Here is a 21,177-nt window from a genome sequence, read left to right on the forward strand (position 1 = left end):
GGAATGCTGCCCCGTTACTTTAAGTACATTACTTCACAATCTCCTTGGGTAAATAACCCTAAAAAGGCGGTGCCTTTTTTTGTGCAAGTCCTAACCATTAAAAATTCGGTTCATCAGTAATATCTATAACTACATGGTTTTTAGGGCAGACCCTATGCCAGGTCCACCCATTATGATTATTAGACGGCGAATAACCACCCAGAACCCTTTTAACCACAAGTAGGACAACTCGATACTTTTTCATATTTAAATGGCATATCGGAAAGCGAAAGGTTTATAGCCTTTTCCACCTCTTCAATCTCTATACCAGTTTCAATTAAGTCATCAATAAATATAAAAAAAGTCTTTTTAATATTTATTGAATATTGTAAAGTAACGGATTGAAATAATGAAAGCAGTCGGGATGTAACTTTTTGGGTTCTATCTTATTTCAAAATTCTGGTGAATACCAGTAATAAAATAAGCTTCATTTTGTAAATATTGTTATTGTCTTTTTAATATTGGATAGAACTCAAAATTATAAGTTCATCTGACACGGTCGGCGCCGAGCGTTGCATTCTCTATCGCTAGATGATACAAGCTGGGCAATAGAAGGAAGTTCACGGCATGTTCACGAAGGATAGTTAACGCAGTTATTTATTTCTTTGCTGATAACATTCTTATTTTTATCTCCCTTTTTATGAATTGAATTATAAAAAAATTTGAAATATTTACAACTTTATTAATGTTTATTTTACTGCCATAATAAATTAATATAACTCCAGAAAAGTAGGTGAAAGTATGAGAGGGTCGATTAATGATTATACAATTATGGAATCTCTATTTTTTAGTCAAAGAATAATGCAATTAAGCAAAGCGCTCTGGAAAGTAATTGAAAAGGATTGGCAGCAATGGATAAAGCCTTATGATCTTAACATTAATGAACACCATATTTTATGGATTACCTATTATTTAAAAGACGCTCCCATTTCAGAAATTGCCAAACTTGGAGTCATGCACGTGTCAACAGCCTTTAATTTCTCAAGAAAGTTGGAAAACCGAGGATACTTGCAATTTTCTAAAAAGGAAAATGATATGAGAAACACATATATTCAATTAACGGAAAAAGGGGAAGAATTGCTTTTAACCATTTTCAAAAATTATGAGCCGTTACAAAATTCCGTATTTAAAGGAGCATTACCATTACACCAATTATACGGAAAATTTCCTGATTTTATTGAAATGACAACCATTGTTCGTAGTATATATGGAGATGACTTTATGGAAGTTTTTGAATACTCTTTCGATAACATTGAAATAAATTCGCTCAAGTGGAAGGAATGATTAAAAAAATGAATAAAATTTCTTTTTAAAACTATCATGGCCCGTTAGTGAAATAAGGAAAAGATACCTTAATGACATCCCAATTTTAAACTCTTGATCTCGCTTTTTTAACAAACATTTTGTCTTAAAATGAATATAATCATAATGCCATAATATTTAATTCACTCACTTTAGTTTCAATTTGGGCCAAATTTAATTTACTATTTTTTGTATAATGTATTTTAATATTAGGAAAAATTATAACAGAGCAAGGAAATCAACCTCTGATAACACCTTCATTGAAATGCCTTGCTCAATAATTTAAAAAAATAGGCTAATATCCAAGATTAATAACTCAAATGTAATAATATATATACAAATACTGACCTTCAATCAGTATGTATCGTAATGACACATTCCATTGTGTCTATGCCAGGAGAAATCCTGGTTTTTTATTTTCGCCAACCGTACCAAATAGGACAAAAAGACATATGTAATTTAATACCTTTAAGCATATATTCTAGAGGTGACAAACTAGAAAATTTCCCTTTATTTTTAGTTCCGAGTTCTTTCTTCACTTTTTCTGCAAGCAGTTTACCTCGTTTATTAACGTTTTCCATTTCAATTCCGTTGGGACGTAACATATCTTTATTCCAACTAATCCATTTACCAAACATCACTGCCCACCTCATAAGTTCTTCTTTTAAATCATTTGAAATGGAACTTCTTAAATATCAAAGATAAATCCAAATTGATTACACCAAAAGGTTTTGTATCAACTTCACCTTCTACTTTTAAATCATAAGTGTCCTTATATCCACCTAAACAACTCATCCAATAGCCCCCTATTTTGCGTTCATTAAGTGGCAGTAATAGGCTTTTTATTATTCAAATAACATTACTAATTGATTTCTACTTACAAATGATTAGAATTCTATATATGCTTTGTATTGAATTGAATAGGCTATTATATTAAAAATAAAAAGTAATTTGGCCTGAGTGGGAATCTCAGACAGGACCCAAATTAAATTTTTGAATTTATTTAAATAAAATAAGAAAGACAGAATTATAGGTAGAACAAACATTCTGTGTTAATATATAAGTAAAGATAATTTGGAGTTATCTTTACTATACATAATATAATTATTTAGAACTAACATAGGAGGTCAATAATGAATTACTTGACTCTTCTTCAAAATATGAATGGTGAACAGTACTTAACCCATTTACAGGAGAATCTAAAAGCACGTCATCTACTTGATGAAAATCGGAACCTCACACTTGAAATTAGTTCCGAACAGGATTTTCTTGAAATGTTTTTTTTAGAGAAATTGTTTCCGCAAGATAAAAAACTTTCTTCCCACACTATTAAAGCCTACCGATCGGATGCGAAAACGCTGCTTACTTTTCTGACGGACCATTCCCTTTCCTTTCGGGATATCGGATTCCCAGAAGTAAAAGCGTATAACCAATTTATTAAAGAACATTATTCGGCTAAATCAGCTATACGAAAATTGGAGTTTTTCAGAAGATTGTTGGACTTTGGTTATGAAACACAATTTTATAAAGCCCATCTTTCCACTTGGATCTCGAAGCCAGTGTCTAAAAAAGGACACTTTATAATAGAAGAAACTCGTCATGAAGAAGCACAAACTCGTGTGCAAGTCAGGGAATTGAATCAACGAGAAGCTGAATTTCTAATTTCCTTCTTTCCTAAAATAGTAAGGGCAACACGAAATCGAGAACAATTGGAGAAGAGGAATTTGCTAATTGGCTACTTGCTCTATACCACGGGGCTCCGTGCAAGTGAGCTTTTAAGCTTAAATTGGGGAAGCTTTCGATATAATCGTAAAGGATTTTTATTTGTAGATGTCATTGGGAAAGGGAATAAACCTCGATCAATTCCTATAAGAGATGAAACCAAAGATATTTTATTTAGTTATCGAAAAAGTATGGGCGAAACCGTTGAAATAAATTTGCAGGATACGAGCCCTCTCTTTTTTGCTTTATACAATAAAATTGAGCCTATAGTAAATAAAAGACGGTTAACCTACCCAGCCTTGTATAAAATTGTGAAGGAAGCTGTACAACTTGCTGGTGAAAATTTAAATGTAACTCCCCACTGGTTCCGTCATACATTTGTCACTCTTCTGCTTGAAAACGACGTTCCTCTTGCGGTAGTTAAGGATTGGGCCGGCCATTCGGATATTTCTACAACCAATATATACCTAAAACGCATCAACCAAGATAACTCATATATTCATTTAAATAAAGTTAACTTGTTTTAAAGACACTCTTTTTTATTAACGTAAAGCATACAACAGTTGAATGGAAATATTTGGATTAGAAAGAGTGTTTTTTTACTTTCCTAGAAGGAAAAATTATTGGCCATTTTTATTGATCTACAGACCATGGAGAACAATATAGGGGACCTATTCAGGTTATGTCTATTCTAAACCATTGAGTGATATCTTCTGATTTCTGAGGAAAACTATCCAGCATTAACTTTGATTTCAATACGTAGAGCAATGGATATAAATATTCATTTAAAATTTATTCTTTCAGGTGATTTTAAAAGAACTTGGAATCAACGAAAATACTACCTAAAATTAATAAAATGCACAAAGTAAATTAAGATTAAAAATTTGAACAACATAATTTCCTTAATTTGGCATGTTGTAGATTTGCATTCTGACGTAATTATCTTAGTACTCATGTATAACTCTTCAACTAATTTGTTGTAGTTTGATTATTTGAAAATTCAAAAAAGTCACCTTTGGTTAATTTTATATAGTGATGCAGAACAGCGGAAATATCCTTTGGTCTCTCACCATGTGCACCCCCCTTATAAAACGAATATATATAGTACAAATGATTATAAAGTTATTAATATTAAAAATAACATATATTTAAATGCATAAACACAGTCTTGCTTTGCTATCCTGCCCGTTCAATAAGAAAAGCCACCAAAAATGGCAGCCGAATCTAAAGCTAAGTAAAACTCTTCACAATCCAAAATAAATAAATGAAGAGGTTACTCAAAAGTTATTAGAATATGGACCCCTTTGAAGTAGCCTCAAATTAGATAATTAATCCATAATCGATAATTTCAATGCATCCAGATTTTTTTTCATAACACCAATATAGTCTAATCCTTGTTGTTGCTCTTCTTTCGTTAATCCTTCTAATGGATTTAATACTTCAACTTAGATGTACTAAGAAACAACAAACAACCTTCTACCCTTATTGAACTCGGCTTCCTTTCCAATCAACAAGATGATATCATCGTTCTAAGCTCTAATTTCCCTAATAACGTAGCTCAAGGAATCTATCTAGGATTACTTGAATATTTCCAATCAAAGTAAGAAGCACGGGGACGGTTCCCGTGCTCCTAAGAGGGCTAATTAGGCCCCTTCTTCTTTTTTATATCTGCTACAATACATAATTACATAGTTTACCGATATTCTCTACTTCCACAGGTACGACATCGCCTGCCTTCATTGGACAACTGCCAGATGGTGAACCAGTAGCCAAAACATCACCAGGCTCCAGTGTCATAATCTGTGAAACCCAGCTGATAAGGAAAGGAATGGAAAGGAGTACAGCCGTTCGTAAATTAGTTAATGGAAATACAAATTTAAATTCCTAGTTGACACATTGGATTAATTTGCTTGTTATAATGTAATAGGTACATAATATTCCAAAAATGTATATAAAAATGAGCTTAGCTTATCAGTCAACTGAAGGCTGCTTCCATTCTAAATGGGAGCAGTCTTTTTTATTTAGTGTTAGGAGGGAGCAAAGAGCATGCAGGACTTATTTGTAAAAATAGCAAGCAGCGTTAGTGGCTAAAGACTTGACCTAAACCAGATCCTGCACCTGTAATTAATATCACTTTCCCATCAAAACGATTACTCATTGTAAATTTCCTCTCTTTGTTTTTTTCAAGGTCTAAAGTGAATTTTTTTGAATTATTTTTAATCAAAATATCTCACATTAGAGATATAGGATAAATTATTGCGCCGTATACCCGCCATCAACAATCAAACTAGTACCAGTCATGAATGAAGAATCATCAGAGGCCATGAATAGTACTGTTTTTGCCATTTCTTCAGCTTTACCAAGACGTTTCATCGGTGTGGCTGCAGATAAAGCCTGCTTGCTTTCTTCCGGAATAATTGGTGTATCAATAAAACCAGGGCATAATGCGTTAATGCGAATATTTTGTTCTGCATATTCAAGTGCAAGTGAACGAGTTAAGTTAACCACGCCGCCTTTTGCCGCGTTATAAGCTGCTGAACCTGGTGACCCAACCCAACCGTACATAGATGCCGTATTAACAATCGTACCGCCGCCTGTTTTTAACATTTCACGGATGGATTCACGTGCTATTAAGAATACACCATCCAAGTCAACATTTACGGTGTTGCGCCATTCTGAGTATTCTAAATCATGTGAAGAATGAACACGGCCGATACCCGCATTGTTGAATACAACATCCACTTTGCCGAACGTTTCAACAGTTTGTTTAAAGATATTTGCGACTTCTTCTTCACTCGTAATATTGGCTTTTATAAAAAGAGCTTCAGCATTTAGCGCTTTTAATTCTGCCTCAAATGCTTTCCCTTTTTCCTCATTTAAATCAACAAGAACCACTTTGGCTCCTTCTGAAACGAATAAACGTGCTGTTGCTGCCCCAATACCTGATGCTCCACCGGTAATCACAGCTACTTTGTCTAATAATTTCTCCATACTAGTTCCTCCTTTAACACATTCTAAAGAAAAATAATAGTCAGATTGATTATCTGTACTATTTTGTTCACAATTCAATTGTACTCTTTTGTTCACATTTAACAATCATTAAGATATCATTAAGTGTCTACTAGTTAGACAATAATTATTGATCTGTCTATATTAAGGGAGGTTTTTTCATGAATAATGAACAAACTACGACTTCTCCACGACAAAATCGGACAAAAGAGCATTTAAAGCAATCATTGATTGAACTTATAAAAGAGAAGGGTTACCATTCTGTTACTGTAAAAGACATTGTCGATTATGCCTCTTATAATCGTAGTACCTTTTATATCCATTACACAGATAAAATTGAATTGGCTGAGGATTTACTTGTTTCCATGCTTCGAGGGTTAGAAGCTTCAGTGGGCAAACCATATGTGCCTGGTCAAAAAGTTTATACAGCAAAACTAAATGCACCATCTTTAAATATCGTTTCATATATCTATAAAAACCGGAATTTTTTTAATCTGATTAACTACGATGACACGTTACCAGGATTACATACAAGGTTCCCTCAAACAATCTTAAAAATCTATAAGGATCAATTTATTTTTGAAACCATCAACAATTTCCCCGTTAATATGGATTATTTTAAACGTTATACAGCATATGGATTTTACGGACTAATTCTGAACTGGATTACAAATGGCTTCAAAGAATCTCAAGAAGAATTTATCCATGAAGTAATTGATTTAACGAGAACACACATTTACTCACTGGAGTATATTGGAAAATAACTGAACAGTGATATAATTGGCTTTTTTTGTGTCTGATTCAAATCCGTCAATATTGGCTGCTAAAGCAAACTCACGAAATTAGCTATATCGTAAAAAGGCAGTATTGGTTCTAATGCGAACATTAACAGTAGTAGGTTTTAGGCCTTGTTCGTAAAGCAAATAGCCAATATAATCCCTACAATAATTCAACTGTGACTTCCTCATTTGAACCTAAGTAATCATTAAGGTAATAAAAGTGTTCGTAATAACCTTGTATTCTAGGCTTTGCTAAACCTTCCAAACATTTCAAAAAGCGTCATTCTTTGTTCGGTATTTTTTAAACGGGTAACCTTTTTAGTACTTCTTACACCTTTACGATTTGTCTTTCTTGCAACTGCTGCATAAAAAAATCACCCATGTATATTTGCCACCATCATACCTTTTCCGGAATCGGGCGAATACCACATGCATCTTAGGACCATTGACCATAATAAGTAGAATACAGAAAGCCAGATCCTTTCATAAAAATATAATATATAATATGTTTTATCATATATGTTTACATATTGTTTAATGTTATTTTTAACATATAATACTAATAGTAAATAAGGAAATATTATATTTCCAAGTAAGATCACCCTTTTCTACTTTTTCTAAAGTGCGTTTTTAGCAAGTTTAATCAGGGAAGGGTGCTGTAAATAAATTTTAAGTAACCTTTCGAAATACCAATTCAAAAATAAAAAAATGGCCTGAATAATCCAAAGCCATTTCAATAATATCTTTTTATTTCTGTGTAAATCCTACGCATATTATTGTGGACAGATACTAGAATAGTAGTTTGTAACGGTGTAGGACGTGCTAAATTCCATTTTGAAATCTGCGTATGTAAGAACAATCGAAGAACAAAAAAAACGGTTTCCATATGCAAATGAGACTCAATTAGAATATTTTTCCACTTATACAACAGGAGGAACGATTGATATCGTACAAAAATGGATCAATTTATGATATAAAAATTCCATCTGAAGAAGTTGTCCTCATCTTAGAAACTATGTATATGATCTAATCTCAAAAACATTATTTTTATTAAAGAATGATCATACACAATTTATTGAATCCCCCGGTATTATAAAAAATATTTTGAATTTTAGCCGTAAAAAGAAGATTTTTTTTATTAGAATTTAACATTATTAAAATCTATAATTAGTTTAAATTATTGGGTAGTTGTAATTCTTTACATAAAAATGAAAGCGCATTAATACAAGCGTCCGGATTGTTTTTATTGAAATCATAATATTAAAGGAGCTCATTTTTTTAAATAAGGAAGTGATGTTATGGATGATGAACAACTTTTAACCTTCATTACTGTTTTTGAGTTAAATAATTATTCGCGTACAGCAGACCACTTGAATTTAACACAGCCCGCGGTAACGGCAAGAATTCAAAAATTAGAAAATGAACTAGACTGTAAATTATTTTACCGCGACGGAAAAAAAATCCTATTGACTAAGGAAGGAACTGCCCTGCTTCCATATGCACGTAAAATATTAAACTATGTAAAAGAAGCCAGACAGGTGATTGAAGGTATTAAAACTCCAACGATTACCATTGGATTATCACCTGCCATCTCTGTTTCGATTGTCTTAGAGGTTTTATCACTGCTGCGCAAAACAAGTGAGTTTTCGTTTGAACTAGTGGAAGCAGCGGACTCTGTAGAAGTTTCTAAAATGATTGAAGATGGGTCAATCGATATAGGGCTGGTAAGAGATGTAATCCCATTTACAAATCTGGAATCTGAATATATTTTTCATGAAAAGCTTGTTTTTATTGTTGGAAAAGACCATCCATTAGTTGGAAAAGCTGAAATTTTCAAAGACGATCTTATTGACCAAACGATGATTTGCTATCGTAGGGAAACAGCCTTATGGCGAAAAATTGATGAAAGATTAATCGGAATAAGAAATCTAAAACGAATTGAAGTTGGCGGATTCGAAATGGTAATATCGATGATTAAAAATAACTGGGGTTTTAGTGTCGTACCAGAACTAATTCTAGCTAATCACACAAATACACACAATAAAGATTTATGTACCGTCCCTTTTGCTGAATTTAAAGATCTCACTTATAATATTGCTGGAATATATAAAAAGGATTCTCCAAAATTAGAAAGGCTTCTTCTGTTCCTTCATACTTTTGAAACTATTTTAAAAAATTTAAAATCTATTTAAATAGGTATAAGCTATGGATCAGCAATAACAAAGGACATTCCATTTAAACAGAAATGTCCTTTGTTATAAATCTATACCGTTTCTTTAATAACACTGTGGCTTTATTTAACCCCAGAAACTCGATAGCATTTTCTCCAAGCACACGTTTTCTAACATTTCGGCTACATTACCTGCTGGTGCTTCTCGCAGCAAAAATGGCTAGTCAGTACCCATGATGATGTGATCAGCCCCCTATTTTTCAATCATAAATTGAAGGTTGTGCCGGTCATAGACTAGTGTATCGTAATAAATTTTCTTCGCATAATTGCTTGGCGGCTGGTCCGTTGTACGGATATGCGGCCATACTTCCCCAAGCTTGATCGATCCTTGGTAATAAATAGGGCAGGGTTCCTCCGCCATATGGCAAAACAGAATTATATATTTGGATACTTATCAAAAATGCCGCTGAAGATTAAACTTCCTACAGCAAGCGCTGTCTCGGAAGGCATCCCGATTGAATACATATTATATTCAGGCATTCTCTCTTCGCCAACTGTCGCCCAAGGATGGACTAAAATCGGAACATCCATTTTTGCCGATGCTTCTAAAAATCTTTGGAATCTCCGGATCATCAAGATTTTTGCCGTTTGCATTGCTACTGATTTCAATACCAATCAGCCCAAGCTCTTTTATAACTCTTTCCATTTCTGCAATTGCCAAATCGACATCCTGCTGTGGTACCGTTTCAGTGGATTTCTAATCGAAATAATCTTTGTTTTTGCGCCTTAATTCAAGATTTTAGTTATATTCATAAGGTTATTAAATGTTACACAAACTTATAAAAAATCAAAAAACCGTCAAGATATATCTCGACGGTATTAACCATTTTAATTATTTTTTTGAGTTAGTTCGTTTTCAATCTTCTTTGTTTTACTTTTTCCATAATGACTTTGGACTCTGTACTTTGCTTTAAATTTTATTATTAATCGTTTTGTTCTCTCACTATAATATTATTCTCAATTATTAATGGTTTTTCTACAAAATTAATCTTTTTCATTATTTTTTGTATTACTTTCGGAAAAAAGTAAGCCCCAAAAAAAGCGCAAATAAAAGCCTGTGACCAAGTTTTTAACCATGCATGTAAAAATGTTCCATCATAACCCCTATTTATTAAGATTAATATTAATGAAATAAAAAAGGACATACTAAAAGCCATTAAAAATGCAAAAATGATATTTTTATATTTAATATTAATATTTATTATTACTCATCTCCTCATCATTTAATTTAACTACATTTTTATCTTACGAATACCTACATATCAAAGTTAGAAAAGCTTCTTCTATTTCTACAGTCGTTTAAAACCTCTTTAAAAAAATTAAAATTTTCCTGATCTATAGAACTATAGTTCAAGATAAAAGAACATTCCTATCAAAATGGAATGTTCTTTTATTTGGCCTATTCCGATTCTTTAATAAAACTCTCTTTATTTAATCCCAGAAACTTAATCGCATTTTCTCCAAGCATTTGTTTCTTTTCCACATCCGAAACATTTTCCAACATTTCAACTATTTTCCCCGGCGGTGCTTCCCGCAACATGAATGGATAATCTGTACCCATGATAATATGATCAGCACCAAATTTTCCAAGCATAAATTGGAGATTGCACGGATCGTAAACGAGCGTATCGTAATAGAGTTTCTTCGCATAATAGCTTGGCGGCTGTTCCGTTGTGCGGATATGCGGCCAAACTTCCCAGGCTTGGTCGATTCGCGGTAATAAATACGGCAAGGACCCTCCGCCATGGGCGAAGCAGATTTTTAATTTTGGAAATTTATCAAGAATACCGCTGAAGATTAGGCTTCCTGCCGCAAGAGCTGTTTCGGACGGCATTCCGATCGAATACATAAAGTTATGGTTTGGCATTCTCTCTACTCCGACCGTGGCCCATGGATGAACTAAAATGGGTACATCCATTTTTGCCGCTGCTTCCAGAAATCTTTGAATCTCTGGATCATCGAGGGTTTTTCCATTTGCGTTGCTGCCGATTTCAATCCCGATCAGCCCCAGCTCTTTAACTGCTCTTTCCATTTCTGCAATCGCCAAATCCGAATTCTGCAATGGTACCGTTCCAAGGCCGACAAAACGATCAGGATATTGGGCTACTACCGAAGCTATGAAATCATTTTGTGCTTTCGACAGCTCTAAACACTTTTCTACATCTGCCCAATATGTAAACGTAACCGGAATCGGAGATAAAACTTGGACATTGACACCTTCTGCATCCATTTCAGCGATGCGCTTTTCAGGATTCCAGGCATTCTCGTCGATTTTTCGGAATGACTTTCCATCCTTGTAAATTTCAGCTCCACAGCTGCACGTATGCTTTAAAATCGGAAAACGATCATCCGCATATTTTTCCGCAAAATCAGGAAAATTCTCAGGAATAATATGGGTGTGAAAGTCAACACGGAAATTCTCACCTTTTGACACGATGCTGCCTCCTTAAAGGATAATTGTTGATTGATTATTGATTAACTTTTTCCAGGTCTTCCTTTATCAATTTACCAACTTTTCCCCATCCTGGTTTAGGTCTTCCTCCCCATTCATCAAGGGTATGCATGGTTGGTTCTAGACGGCGAGGCTCTCTTGGATTTTCCTCCGGAAATTCTTCCATTCCTTGACTATACTCAATCGTTAAACCGTCAGGATCCGCAAAATATAGGAAAATGCTGCCCGATGGGTGATGTTTTCCTGGCCCAAAAAGAATCGGAACATTGTTATCCTTTAATCTATTAACTTGAATCCCCACATCATCTACACGTTGAGCTTGATAAGCAAGGTGATTCAATTTATTTTCTTTTCCTTTTGTTAGGGCAAAATTATGGTGAAATGGAGTTCCAGCTGCCCTTAACCAGGCCCATCCCGTTTCCCTTCCTTGGATATCTGAAATATTGAAGTTCAAAACATTCGTAAAGAAATCAAATAATTCGTCAAATTTATTAGTTTCATAAACGACATGAAGAAGTCTCGTAATTCTGGCTTTCTTAGGAACAAATGGTGTACCCATTTGCATAATTTGCACATAAAATTCGTACGTTACCCCTAAATATGGATCTTTAAAACGCAATGTTCTACCTTGGGCCAAACTTTGGCACTCCTCTGCGCTTAATTCGACAGGATTTACACCTTGTTCCGTTAAATGGTCAAACACTGCTTGAAATTGGTCTGCCTTTTCAAGCTCAAATGCTACTCTTTTTAACCCAGGTTCTTCTCCTTGTTCAAGGATTAAATTGTGATGGTCCCCGCTGCATCGAAGGTATGCCGCATCAAGAACCCGTTCAACAAATTCCATACCAACAATATTTTCATAAAAATCTACCGATTTATTAAGATCAGTCACGCTTAACACAACATATCCCAACTTTTTATAACGAATCATTCAAAAACCTCCTATGTTATAGTAGAGGGTCTGACCCTCATAGCTTAACCACGTTAATGTGTTAATTCGTATGAACCCCAATCAAAATCTGACTTCATATTATAAAATGATACTTACTTTTCCGTGCGGGCGGAGACTGTCCAATTTGAGAATGACTTTCTTGGATTGAATCTTTAATTCTCCGTTTTCTTTTACCAAGATGTATTCGAGGACCCCGACATAATTGTCAAGTACTTCACGTTTCGTACGGTAGGTAGAGAAATTGCATCTGACTTTTACGGCATCCTCTTCATTATTAACGATTCTTACATTCGTCACATTGTGAAGAGTAGTGGAGTGCGGGTATTCTACATGGGCTTCTCTTTTCAGTAATCGTAACGCCCGCTGTTCTAAACGGGCACGATCATCATGAACAAAGAAAAGCGACTTTTTAAAATCTGCATCAGGATTTCCGATGGGCGGAATCACATACGTTCCATTGCTTGCGAATAACGCAGCCCACTCCTTTAACTTAAACTCATCAAGAAGCTCCGCCTCATGGAATAAAAAATCTTCAATTTCTTGACGTGTTATGTTCATACTTCCACCTTCCCATCTTCTTCTTTTTTGCTTTCCGCTGCTGTCATCCGTTTATCCCATTCACGCCAAAAGGCACGCATTTGTTCTTCATCCGTCGCTTGGGGAATTTCCCTGTTCATTCCTTTGGAAATATCATTCCATCCGACTTCTTTAGTATTTAAAAAGCCTTCCTGGCATAGTTCAAGTGCTTCATTATCATCCGGAGTCGCAAAACCGCCTGGCCCTAAAAACTCTAAGTAGCTGTCATTCCGTACCTCTCTGAAACCGTCTGTTTCATTTATAGGAGATAAACCATAGGCGGTTACTTGCATATAACCCGGTTCAATCGGATAAAAGGTTCTGATTGCAATCGCCATGATGTCATTGATGACCAGGTTAGGGAAAATTAAAATATTACGGTTCTTTTTCGAAATGCGGTGGGCTCTTTCTTCGCCAAATTTTTCTACTAAGCGGGCATTGATTTTGTCGATAATTTCTTTCGCCTCTTCACCGTAACCTTCAATCCATTTTCCGATTGGTCTTGGCCACGGGGCATAATATTCCATTACGGCATGTCCATTCCCCAGAGCGCGTGCTTCCCCTGCAAGACTGTCTTTTTCCATTATTCCGCCGCGGGTCGCAACAATATCAAAATAGGTTTTATGGGTTGGTACCCCGTGGTATAAATCAAAACTATTTTCACAAAGTAATTTCCAGTTCGCTCGTACGCTATATTCTTGGGGATCCTGCAAAACTTCCATTCCAACTTCTGTTTGATCTGCCACCAAGTCGAGATACTCTTTAGCACCTGCCAGGTATTCCTCTAATGAAATGGCGTTGTCATCAAAGTTAACGAATACGAAACCGCGGTAACTTTCAAGTCGTTTGACAGCCAGCATATTTTTGGAGCCATCGCAGTTATGGTCTTCCAAGAAACCAAATTTATCAGGTAATCCGACTAATTCCCCTTGCGTATTAAAGCTCCACGCATGATAGAAGCAGCGGAATACTTTTGAGTTTCCTTTTCCTTCACGGCATACGAGCGCACCCCGGTGTGGACAGGAGTTATATAATGCCCTTATTACCCCATCATTGCCGCGGGTAAATAAAAGGTTTCGTCCACCAACTTTTCTTCTATGAAAATCGCCTTTATTCGGTACTTCTGATTCATGCCCGATATATAACCAGCATTTATCAAAAATTTCATTGCGTTCGATTTCTAAAATTTCCGGATCAATAAAAACTTCACGATTTACTTTGAATAAACACTTCTGTTGATCATCCTTAAGATAGCTGCTCATTGGCTCTCCCCCTAAATAAGTTTTTTTAGTAAACCTGCACATCATCTGTGTCAGTTCTGAAAGAGGTTTTAGAAAACCTTAAAATCATTTTTATTGCATCGTGCTTCCGCCATTTACACTAATCACTTGGCCCGTAATAAAAGTCGCCTTATCGGAAGCAAGGAATTCGACGGCATCCGCCACCTCTTCCGGATAGGCCCCTCTTCCTTTTGGAATGATGTTAATATAGCGTCTAACAACCCCGTATCTCTCTTTCTGTTCTCATCCAGCAATTCCCCCTCTACTGCCGGGGGAGCGATGACATTCGCGGTAATATTATTTTTGGCTAATTCTCTTCCTAATCCGGAAACAATGGCATGGACGCAGCCCTTTGCAGCATTATAGGCTGCATGGTCCCATAAACCATTGCGGACAGAATCTTCTCCTATGTTAATAATCCCTCCGTAATTTTGTTTCACCATATTCGGCAACACTCTGTATCATGACCACAGCATGGTCCAGAGGTTACGGTCGATTGTTGTTTTTAAGGTTTACGGTGTTTGTTCAAGGAACGGGAGAATCACGCCTCCACCGGCATTATTGACAAGACTGTCGATTTTGTCCCATTTATGTATGGCTTCTTCAACCATCTGGATAACGTTTTCATCTTTTGATAGATCACCAATAAAGTAGTCTGTTTCCCGCCCTGTTAATTGGTCCACTTCCTCGGAGACTTTCTTCGAACGTTCGAGATTGGTTCCTGTAACCAATACAGTCGCACCTGCTTGTGATAAACCAATTGCAACCGCTTTCCTAATTCCTTGTAAAGAACCTGTTACAACTGCTACTCTCCCTTCCAAAAGATAGGCTTGTGATTGACTCGACAAGCTAAAATCTCCTCCTTTCCTTGTAAAAATGGTCTGTTTCCTTTTTGTCGTGCAACTATCAATTGCACAAAAACTAGCATCGATCCGGATACCTCAGCTAAATGTAATCGCATCCAAAACTTAACTCAGTGTACTTAGGTAAACAGCGTTTAATGCATTTTTCCAGATAATATCTGAACATATTGACATTCGAAATATCAGAATATTATCTCAATTGATTTAATTTTAAATCTTTTTTTTGTGAAAATCTAATCGAAATATTCTTACTTTTAATGCCTAAATTCAAGATATTATTTATATATAAACATTATGAATACGCTGTTAATTCGCGTGCAAAGAGATGATTTAAGAGGAATAATTAAAAGATTTCGTTTGTCCTGAGTAAATTCTAAAGACATTTAAATGGACATGACATAATAAAAAAGGGTAAGGGGTGCTCGAAATTATAAAAAGGATAAACTAAAAGAATCTTTATATTTGTTTTGATAATCTAGATTTGAGGCACTTTTATACGATTTGATCACAAAAAAAATGAGCCATATGATTTCCAATTCTATTAACCTCTCTTATGATAGGAAGTGACTAAACTTACTTCATATGAGAGGACGAATAGGATGATCAAAATGGCTTAATTTCATAATATCAAATTCTTAAAAAAGGTTGAAGGTTTATCGCAAAGGTAATTCAGTGACTACTTGCACTTGCTTTTGTCGGTATCTCCTGGTTCCTACATTAAGGCTTGTAGCTTTTTTAGGTACTCATTTTCAATCCTTAACATTCGAATTTCAAGTTGTAGTTTTTCGACTTCAATAGATTCTTCCCCAGGTTATGTTTATGATTAGTTGTCATATCTTTAGGTCTTCCTCTCCGAGTGAACAGAGCTCCGACACCTTTCTCTTTGTATTTTTTCTCCAACTACCAAATTGTACTAGGTGTAGATAAATCAAAATGAAGAGGAGTTTCGGGTAATGATGCTCTGTTACTACACCTCATTCTTGTACTTCCAACTTTAAGTTACCATCATAGACACATTTAGAACTTCGTATATTGAATGCTTTATCCCCATATTTTTCGTAGCGATTTACCCAATCAAGTATAGTTTGAGGACTACCAATGCTAAATTTCTTTACCAGTTCTCTTGATCCTCCCCCTCCTTCTAAATACTCTGATACAATCTATTTTCTAAAATCACTTGAAAACTATTAAAAACCCCCTTAAGTTGGATTATTAGTCCAACTTAAGAGGGTAACTTCATTAAGTTGCCTTTTTCTAATGCTAAAATATTGTTTATTACAGTTTTATTTACTGCTAAAAAAGTTACCTTCCCTCCGAAAAGAGAACCCGTTACTTTTCCTCCTGGCTCCTATTTGTTGAAACTGGATGAATTACATAATAGAATCCTAAAATACTTTCAATCTCTCCTATATCTAAATATTCATCTGATGAATCTTTAAGCACTATCTGTGCATCTTGAATATCCAATTTCTCTAGTTTTTCAATGAGTTCAGATACTGTCATTTTATATTTTCCTCCATATTTATTTACCGATGTCTGCAATTTTTTTATAATGAGTTTGCACCTGGAAGATAGACCTGAAAACAATAGATTAACATGATAAAAAAATTCGTTAATGAAACGATTAAATCAGACAGATATAAAAAATACCAATTCAATAAGATGAATGGGTATGCCTTTAAATCTATTTCTACTATGGCTAATCATAACGATATGAGTAATAACAAGAAGAGGTGTAGTGAACCTCGCTTAAGGGGATGTCAATACCTCAGGTATATCGACAAACCCGAATATTTTCGAATTTGTCGACAGTCTGAACTCCCTTTCAAAAAATATAGGGAGTTTTAATTTTTTATTTCTAAGGTTGTGAAAAATTACCTTTATAAAAACAACTAATAGTTTGTCAATTTTCTAGAACAAAGTTACTAGACTCATGCTTATTCGTTTATTTTCTATCAGAAACCGGTACACCGGCAACTCCCCAATGAGTTTTTGGCATTTCATTTACCAATACTCGAACGCTAGTTTTTGGTACAACTAATGTTTCAACAACAGTATTAGTAATATTTTCAATTAATGCTTTTATTTTTTCAGGTGGTCTGCCTTCCAAAATACTTACTTGAATAACTGGCATGGTAATTCCCCTTTCATAAATTATATTTTCCTATTGTAATATGTTTTAAAATTGCTCATTTATTTACCAACAGAGAAAGTTACTTCGCCCAGGCCATCAAATTTACCTGAAACAACGTCGCCAACTTTTAACAATATTGCACTTGTTAAGGCTCCCGATAATATGATTTCGCCTTTTTTAATTTTATCTCCTTTTCTGGCGAGCATGTTTGCCAATACTGCAATGGCATTGGCAGGATGTCCTAAAACGGCAGCTCCAGCGCCCAATTCTTTAATTTGGCCATTAATCGATAAGGTTGCCCCTACTAATTCAAGTTCAAAGTCATTTGGTTTTCGAAGTGTATTACCGAATACGACCCTTGAAGTAGATGCATTATCAGCAATTACATCTGTGTGGGTAAAGTTAAAATTTTCATAACGGCTATCAATAATTTCAAGTGCAGGTAAAACATACTCTGTTTTAGCTAACACTTGTGAGCCGGTAATTCCTGGTCCTTCAATATCTTCGCCAATCAAAAACGCAATTTCTGCCTCCACTTTTGGATGGATCAGATCAGAAAATGGAAGAACACCAGCGTTATCGATCAACATATAATCAAACACATATCCATAAATTGGCTCAGTAACGCCCATTTGTTCCCACTTCGCCTTGCTTGTTAATCCCATCTTAGGGCCAATGATTCTTCGGCCCTCGTCTAATTTTTTTTGAACAAGCAGTTCCTGTGCCTGATAAGCTTCCTCAACTGTTAAATCAGATTTAAACGTCTTAGTTACCTTTACAACTTCACGTTTTTCTTCTTCTGCAGCAACTAAGTAATCAGCAATTTGTTTAATAATATCACTTGCCATTCCTTTTCCTCCTTTGATCCAGATTCAGTATCTATTTAAGCCAATTATTTAAAGTTAACGCTTACTTGACCAAGATGAGCAAATCTTGCTGTAAAATTGTCGCCCGGATTAACGACAACCATGCCGGAAAGTGCACCCGAAAGGATTACTTCACCTGCTTTAAGAGTAATATCATAATCTGCTAAACGATTCGCCAGCCATGCAACACAAGTTGCCGGATTTCCAAGTGCAGCTGCTCCAACACCTGTATTGGCAACTTCACCATTTTGCAAAAGTACCATGCCCATTAATTCCAGATTAATATCTTTAATTTTTGTAGGCTTGCCACCCAATACAAATAATCCGGATGAAGCATTATCAGCGACCGTGTCTGGTAGCTTAATTTTCCAATCTTGTATCCGACTATCAACAATTTCTAAAGCAGGAACAACATAATCTGTTGCTTGCAGCACATCAAGAACAGTCACATTCGGACCTTTTAAATCTTTCTTTAAAATAAATGCTATTTCACCTTCTACTTTTGGCTGAAGCATGGTTTCATAAAAAATAGTACCGCCATTTTCAACGACCATGCTGTCTAATAGATGTCCATAGTCAGGCTCATCAACACCCAACATTTTTTGTACGGCAACAGAGGTTAATCCAATTTTTTTGCCAACAATTTTCTGTCCTTCAGCTACCTTCTTTTTAATATTTTCCAATTGAATATTATATGCCACATCGACAGTAATTTCTGGATCTACCACAGTTAGCGGATTAATTCCAACGCGTTTTTTTTCAGCTTCTAATAATTTAGCAGCAATCTTTTCAATTTTACTAGTCAATTGAATATATCCTTTCTATTATAAATGTATTTTGAGACTGTTTAGTATAAGCTGAGAAACATTCAAAAAAGTTGCACGGTATATCTTATTTAAACCGTGCAACATATCTATGTTAAAAACTAAAAATTAAAGTTTAACACAAATATTAGTTATTTCAGTGTAGAATTCCCAACTGTGACTACCGCCAACACGACCTAGTCCACTGTCTTTCGTACCTCCGAATGGAGTTCTAAGATCACGTACAAACCAGCAGTTGATGTAAGATAAACCTGATACAATTTTTTGGGCTACACGGTGTGCACGACGGATATCGTTAGTCCAGATTGTGTTACTTAAGCCCATCCGAGTATCGTTTGCTGCCGCAATCACTTCTTCTTCTGAGTCAAATGGAATAACTGTAACAACCGGTCCAAAGATTTCTTCACGAACACAACGAGATCTGTCATCTAGACCAGTAATGATGGTTGGTTCTATGAAATATCCTTTATCCAAACCATCAGGGCGCTTACCGCCTGTAACGAAAGTACCACCTTCTTCTTCAGCAATTTTCAGGTAGCTCATTACTTTATCATAGTGTACTTTGGCGACTAATGCGCCTTGATCATTGCTCATATCAAATGGATCGCCAACTTTTAATTCTCTTGTTTTAGATGCAAATTTTTCTACGAATTCATCAAAAATTTGGCGTTCAACATAGATTCTTGAACCGCAGACACAAACTTCCCCTTGATTTGTAAAACTTGATCTAATGGTTGTTGCCACTACTTCATCAATATCCACATCTGCAAATATAATGTTAGGGTTTTTACCGCCTAATTCGAAAGAAAGCTTTTTTAGTGAAGGCGCAGCTTCTTCCATGATTTTAGCACCTGTAGATACTTGCCCGATAAAACCGATACCTGCAATGTCAGGGTGTTTGTTGATTGCACTTCCAGCACCAGGTCCAAAACCGTGAACCAAGTTTACAACTCCATCCGGAACACCAGCTTCTTTAAGAATTTCCATTAATCTTGTTGCAGTCATTGGGGTTAATTCAGATGGCTTAATCACTACTGTACATCCTGCAGCCAAAGCTGGAGCTAATTTCCATGTTAATAAGAATAATGGAAGATTCCATGGCTGGATTAATCCTACTACTCCAATCGGGCGGCGATATCCGTAGTTAAGCGCATTGTGAGTTTCATCTTGGTATGCCTCTGTTCCTATAGAAATCATGTAATCAGCAAAAAAATGGAAGTTTGCTGCTGCACGAGGAGCATCAACGTGACGTGAGAATTTAAGGTGCTTACCAGTATCTAATGATTCTAATTGTGCGATTTCTTCTTGACTTGCTTCAAGAATGTCACCAACTGTGCGGATAATTCTTGAACGTTCATTTACAGTCATTTTTCCCCATGGGCCTTCTTCAAAAGCACGTTTAGCAGCTTTAACAGCTAAATCAATATCTGCCGAGCTTCCTTCTGCAACTGTACCATAAACTTCCTCAGTTACAGGGTTCACGTTATTAAACGTTTTTCCATCTACAGATTCAACAAATTTACCGTCGATATAATGTAAACAATCAAATGGTTTTACGATAGGTTCAACTACAGTTTTAGTTTCGATTTGCACCATTCATAATTCCTCCTTGGTTTTGATTTAAATATTTTCTAAATATAGCGTTAATGCTTACATGCTTTATGTTAATGCTAATTTGTTTATGGAACTTTCCACTTCACTTAAAAGAGTTAAAAAAGTGTACGTCTGACCCAACCTAAATTTTAAGATAATGCTTACTTTTCCGTGCGGACGGAGACTGTCTAGTTTTAGGATGACTTTCTTGGATTGAATCTTTAATTCTTCTTTTTCTTTTACCAAGATGGATTCGTTGACTCCTACATAATTATCGAGCACTTCACGTTTTGTGGGATAGGTTGAGCAAATCCAGCTTACCTTACGGCATCCCCTTCATTACTAACGATTCTTACATTCTTGATATTGTGAAGAGTGGTTGAGTGCGGATATTCTACATGGGCCTCTTTTTTCAATAATCGTAACGCCCCTGTTCTAGACGGGTTCGATCATCATGAACGAAGAAATTTTTTAAAGTCCGCATCAGGATTTCCGATGGTATGAATCACATACGTTCCATTGCTTGCGAATAATGTAGCCCACTCCTTTAGCTTAA

The 21,177-nt window shown here is 35.5% G+C and carries 20 protein-coding genes and 4 pseudogenes; 6 read left to right on the top strand and 18 right to left on the bottom strand.

What is annotated here, in order from left to right:
* Window positions 1-780 precede the first annotated feature (780 nt).
* Window positions 781-1,352, top strand: a pseudogene (locus COD92_RS17440) (HTH-type transcriptional regulator Hpr).
* Window positions 1,353-1,754: 402 nt separating this feature from the next.
* Here COD92_RS17440 and COD92_RS32070 read toward each other — a convergent pair.
* A complete protein-coding gene (locus COD92_RS32070) occupies window positions 1,755-1,979 on the bottom strand; it encodes a hypothetical protein (RefSeq protein WP_098528994.1) in 225 nt (74 codons plus the stop codon).
* A 495-nt stretch (window positions 1,980-2,474) separates the two neighbouring features.
* Here COD92_RS32070 and COD92_RS17450 point away from each other — a divergent pair, with 495 nt between their 5' ends.
* Window positions 2,475-3,590, top strand: a complete 1,116-nt coding sequence (locus COD92_RS17450; RefSeq protein WP_098996431.1) for a tyrosine-type recombinase/integrase — start codon at window positions 2,475-2,477, stop codon at window positions 3,588-3,590.
* An 801-nt stretch (window positions 3,591-4,391) separates the two neighbouring features.
* On the opposite strand, the pseudogene COD92_RS32890 reads toward COD92_RS17450, so the two are convergent.
* Window positions 4,392-4,505: pseudogene (locus tag COD92_RS32890) on the bottom strand (zinc ABC transporter substrate-binding protein); the annotation flags it as partial.
* Window positions 4,506-4,517: 12 nt separating this feature from the next.
* Here COD92_RS32890 and COD92_RS33365 point away from each other — a divergent pair.
* A pseudogene (locus tag COD92_RS33365) lies at window positions 4,518-4,667 on the top strand (N-acetylmuramoyl-L-alanine amidase); the annotation flags it as partial.
* A gap of 67 nt (window positions 4,668-4,734) precedes the next feature.
* Here the strand turns inward: COD92_RS33365 and COD92_RS17465 are convergent.
* Complete coding sequence (locus tag COD92_RS17465; RefSeq protein WP_368731442.1) at window positions 4,735-4,893, bottom strand: fumarylacetoacetate hydrolase family protein; 159 nt, start codon at window positions 4,891-4,893, stop codon at window positions 4,735-4,737.
* Window positions 4,894-5,316: 423 nt separating this feature from the next.
* Window positions 5,317-6,054: an SDR family NAD(P)-dependent oxidoreductase gene (locus COD92_RS17470; protein ID WP_098528990.1), complete on the bottom strand. Its 738-nt coding sequence runs from the start codon at window positions 6,052-6,054 to the stop codon at window positions 5,317-5,319.
* A 179-nt stretch (window positions 6,055-6,233) separates the two neighbouring features.
* Between COD92_RS17470 and COD92_RS17475 the strand changes: the two genes are divergently transcribed.
* From COD92_RS17475 to COD92_RS17480, 3 genes are all read left to right on the top strand, one after another.
* Complete coding sequence (locus tag COD92_RS17475; RefSeq protein WP_098528988.1) at window positions 6,234-6,836, top strand: TetR/AcrR family transcriptional regulator; 603 nt, start codon at window positions 6,234-6,236, stop codon at window positions 6,834-6,836.
* An 834-nt stretch (window positions 6,837-7,670) separates the two neighbouring features.
* Window positions 7,671-7,823: a hypothetical protein gene (locus COD92_RS32510; RefSeq protein ID WP_218014476.1), complete on the top strand. Its 153-nt coding sequence runs from the start codon at window positions 7,671-7,673 to the stop codon at window positions 7,821-7,823.
* Between the two features lie 326 nt (window positions 7,824-8,149).
* Window positions 8,150-9,043, top strand: a complete 894-nt coding sequence (locus COD92_RS17480; RefSeq protein WP_098528986.1) for a LysR family transcriptional regulator — start codon at window positions 8,150-8,152, stop codon at window positions 9,041-9,043.
* Window positions 9,044-9,456: 413 nt separating this feature from the next.
* Here the strand turns inward: COD92_RS17480 and COD92_RS32895 are convergent, their stop codons facing one another.
* The 14 genes and pseudogenes from COD92_RS32895 to COD92_RS17545 form a co-directional block, all read right to left on the bottom strand.
* The gene (locus COD92_RS32895) at window positions 9,457-9,690 is read right to left on the bottom strand and encodes an amidohydrolase family protein (RefSeq protein WP_255286595.1); all 234 of its coding nucleotides are present in this window, start codon (window positions 9,688-9,690) and stop codon (window positions 9,457-9,459) included.
* 314 nt (window positions 9,691-10,004) lie between these two features.
* Complete coding sequence (locus COD92_RS17490) at window positions 10,005-10,286, bottom strand: DUF2798 domain-containing protein (protein WP_480254365.1); 282 nt, start codon at window positions 10,284-10,286, stop codon at window positions 10,005-10,007.
* 194 nt (window positions 10,287-10,480) lie between these two features.
* Complete coding sequence (locus COD92_RS17495; RefSeq protein WP_098528982.1) at window positions 10,481-11,515, bottom strand: amidohydrolase family protein; 1,035 nt, start codon at window positions 11,513-11,515, stop codon at window positions 10,481-10,483.
* A gap of 34 nt (window positions 11,516-11,549) precedes the next feature.
* Window positions 11,550-12,464 carry a VOC family protein gene (locus COD92_RS17500; RefSeq protein ID WP_098528981.1) on the bottom strand — a complete coding sequence of 305 codons (915 nt, stop codon included), beginning with the start codon at window positions 12,462-12,464 and terminating at the stop codon, window positions 11,550-11,552.
* Window positions 12,465-12,563: 99 nt separating this feature from the next.
* The gene (locus COD92_RS17505; RefSeq protein ID WP_098528980.1) at window positions 12,564-13,043 is read right to left on the bottom strand and encodes an aromatic-ring-hydroxylating dioxygenase subunit beta; all 480 of its coding nucleotides are present in this window, start codon (window positions 13,041-13,043) and stop codon (window positions 12,564-12,566) included.
* Window positions 13,040-14,323 carry an aromatic ring-hydroxylating oxygenase subunit alpha gene (locus COD92_RS17510; RefSeq protein ID WP_098528978.1) on the bottom strand — a complete coding sequence of 428 codons (1,284 nt, stop codon included), beginning with the start codon at window positions 14,321-14,323 and terminating at the stop codon, window positions 13,040-13,042. Before COD92_RS17510 ends, COD92_RS17505 begins: the two co-directional genes overlap by 4 nt.
* Before the next feature lie 90 nt (window positions 14,324-14,413).
* Window positions 14,414-14,506 (bottom strand): SDR family oxidoreductase, encoded by a 93-nt coding sequence (locus COD92_RS33370; protein ID WP_255286593.1) that lies wholly within the window; start codon window positions 14,504-14,506, stop codon window positions 14,414-14,416.
* 128 nt (window positions 14,507-14,634) lie between these two features.
* Window positions 14,635-15,189 (bottom strand): annotated as a pseudogene (locus COD92_RS32075) (SDR family NAD(P)-dependent oxidoreductase); the annotation flags it as partial.
* A 989-nt stretch (window positions 15,190-16,178) separates the two neighbouring features.
* The gene (locus tag COD92_RS33375; protein ID WP_098529007.1) at window positions 16,179-16,364 is read right to left on the bottom strand and encodes a helix-turn-helix domain-containing protein; all 186 of its coding nucleotides are present in this window, start codon (window positions 16,362-16,364) and stop codon (window positions 16,179-16,181) included.
* A 169-nt stretch (window positions 16,365-16,533) separates the two neighbouring features.
* Window positions 16,534-16,707 carry a hypothetical protein gene (locus COD92_RS32080; RefSeq protein WP_176541128.1) on the bottom strand — a complete coding sequence of 58 codons (174 nt, stop codon included), beginning with the start codon at window positions 16,705-16,707 and terminating at the stop codon, window positions 16,534-16,536.
* Between the two features lie 442 nt (window positions 16,708-17,149).
* Complete coding sequence (locus COD92_RS17530) at window positions 17,150-17,338, bottom strand: 4-oxalocrotonate tautomerase (RefSeq protein ID WP_098528972.1); 189 nt, start codon at window positions 17,336-17,338, stop codon at window positions 17,150-17,152.
* A gap of 59 nt (window positions 17,339-17,397) precedes the next feature.
* Window positions 17,398-18,186 (bottom strand): 2-keto-4-pentenoate hydratase, encoded by a 789-nt coding sequence (locus COD92_RS17535; RefSeq protein ID WP_098528970.1) that lies wholly within the window; start codon window positions 18,184-18,186, stop codon window positions 17,398-17,400.
* A gap of 44 nt (window positions 18,187-18,230) precedes the next feature.
* On the bottom strand, window positions 18,231-19,010 hold the full coding sequence (locus COD92_RS17540; protein WP_098528969.1) for a 2-keto-4-pentenoate hydratase: 780 nt from the start codon (window positions 19,008-19,010) through the stop codon (window positions 18,231-18,233).
* A gap of 126 nt (window positions 19,011-19,136) precedes the next feature.
* Complete coding sequence (locus tag COD92_RS17545) at window positions 19,137-20,615, bottom strand: aldehyde dehydrogenase (protein WP_098529005.1); 1,479 nt, start codon at window positions 20,613-20,615, stop codon at window positions 19,137-19,139.
* Window positions 20,616-21,177: the final 562 nt, after the last annotated feature.

It is taken from the genome of Bacillus sp. AFS037270, assembly GCF_002585305.1.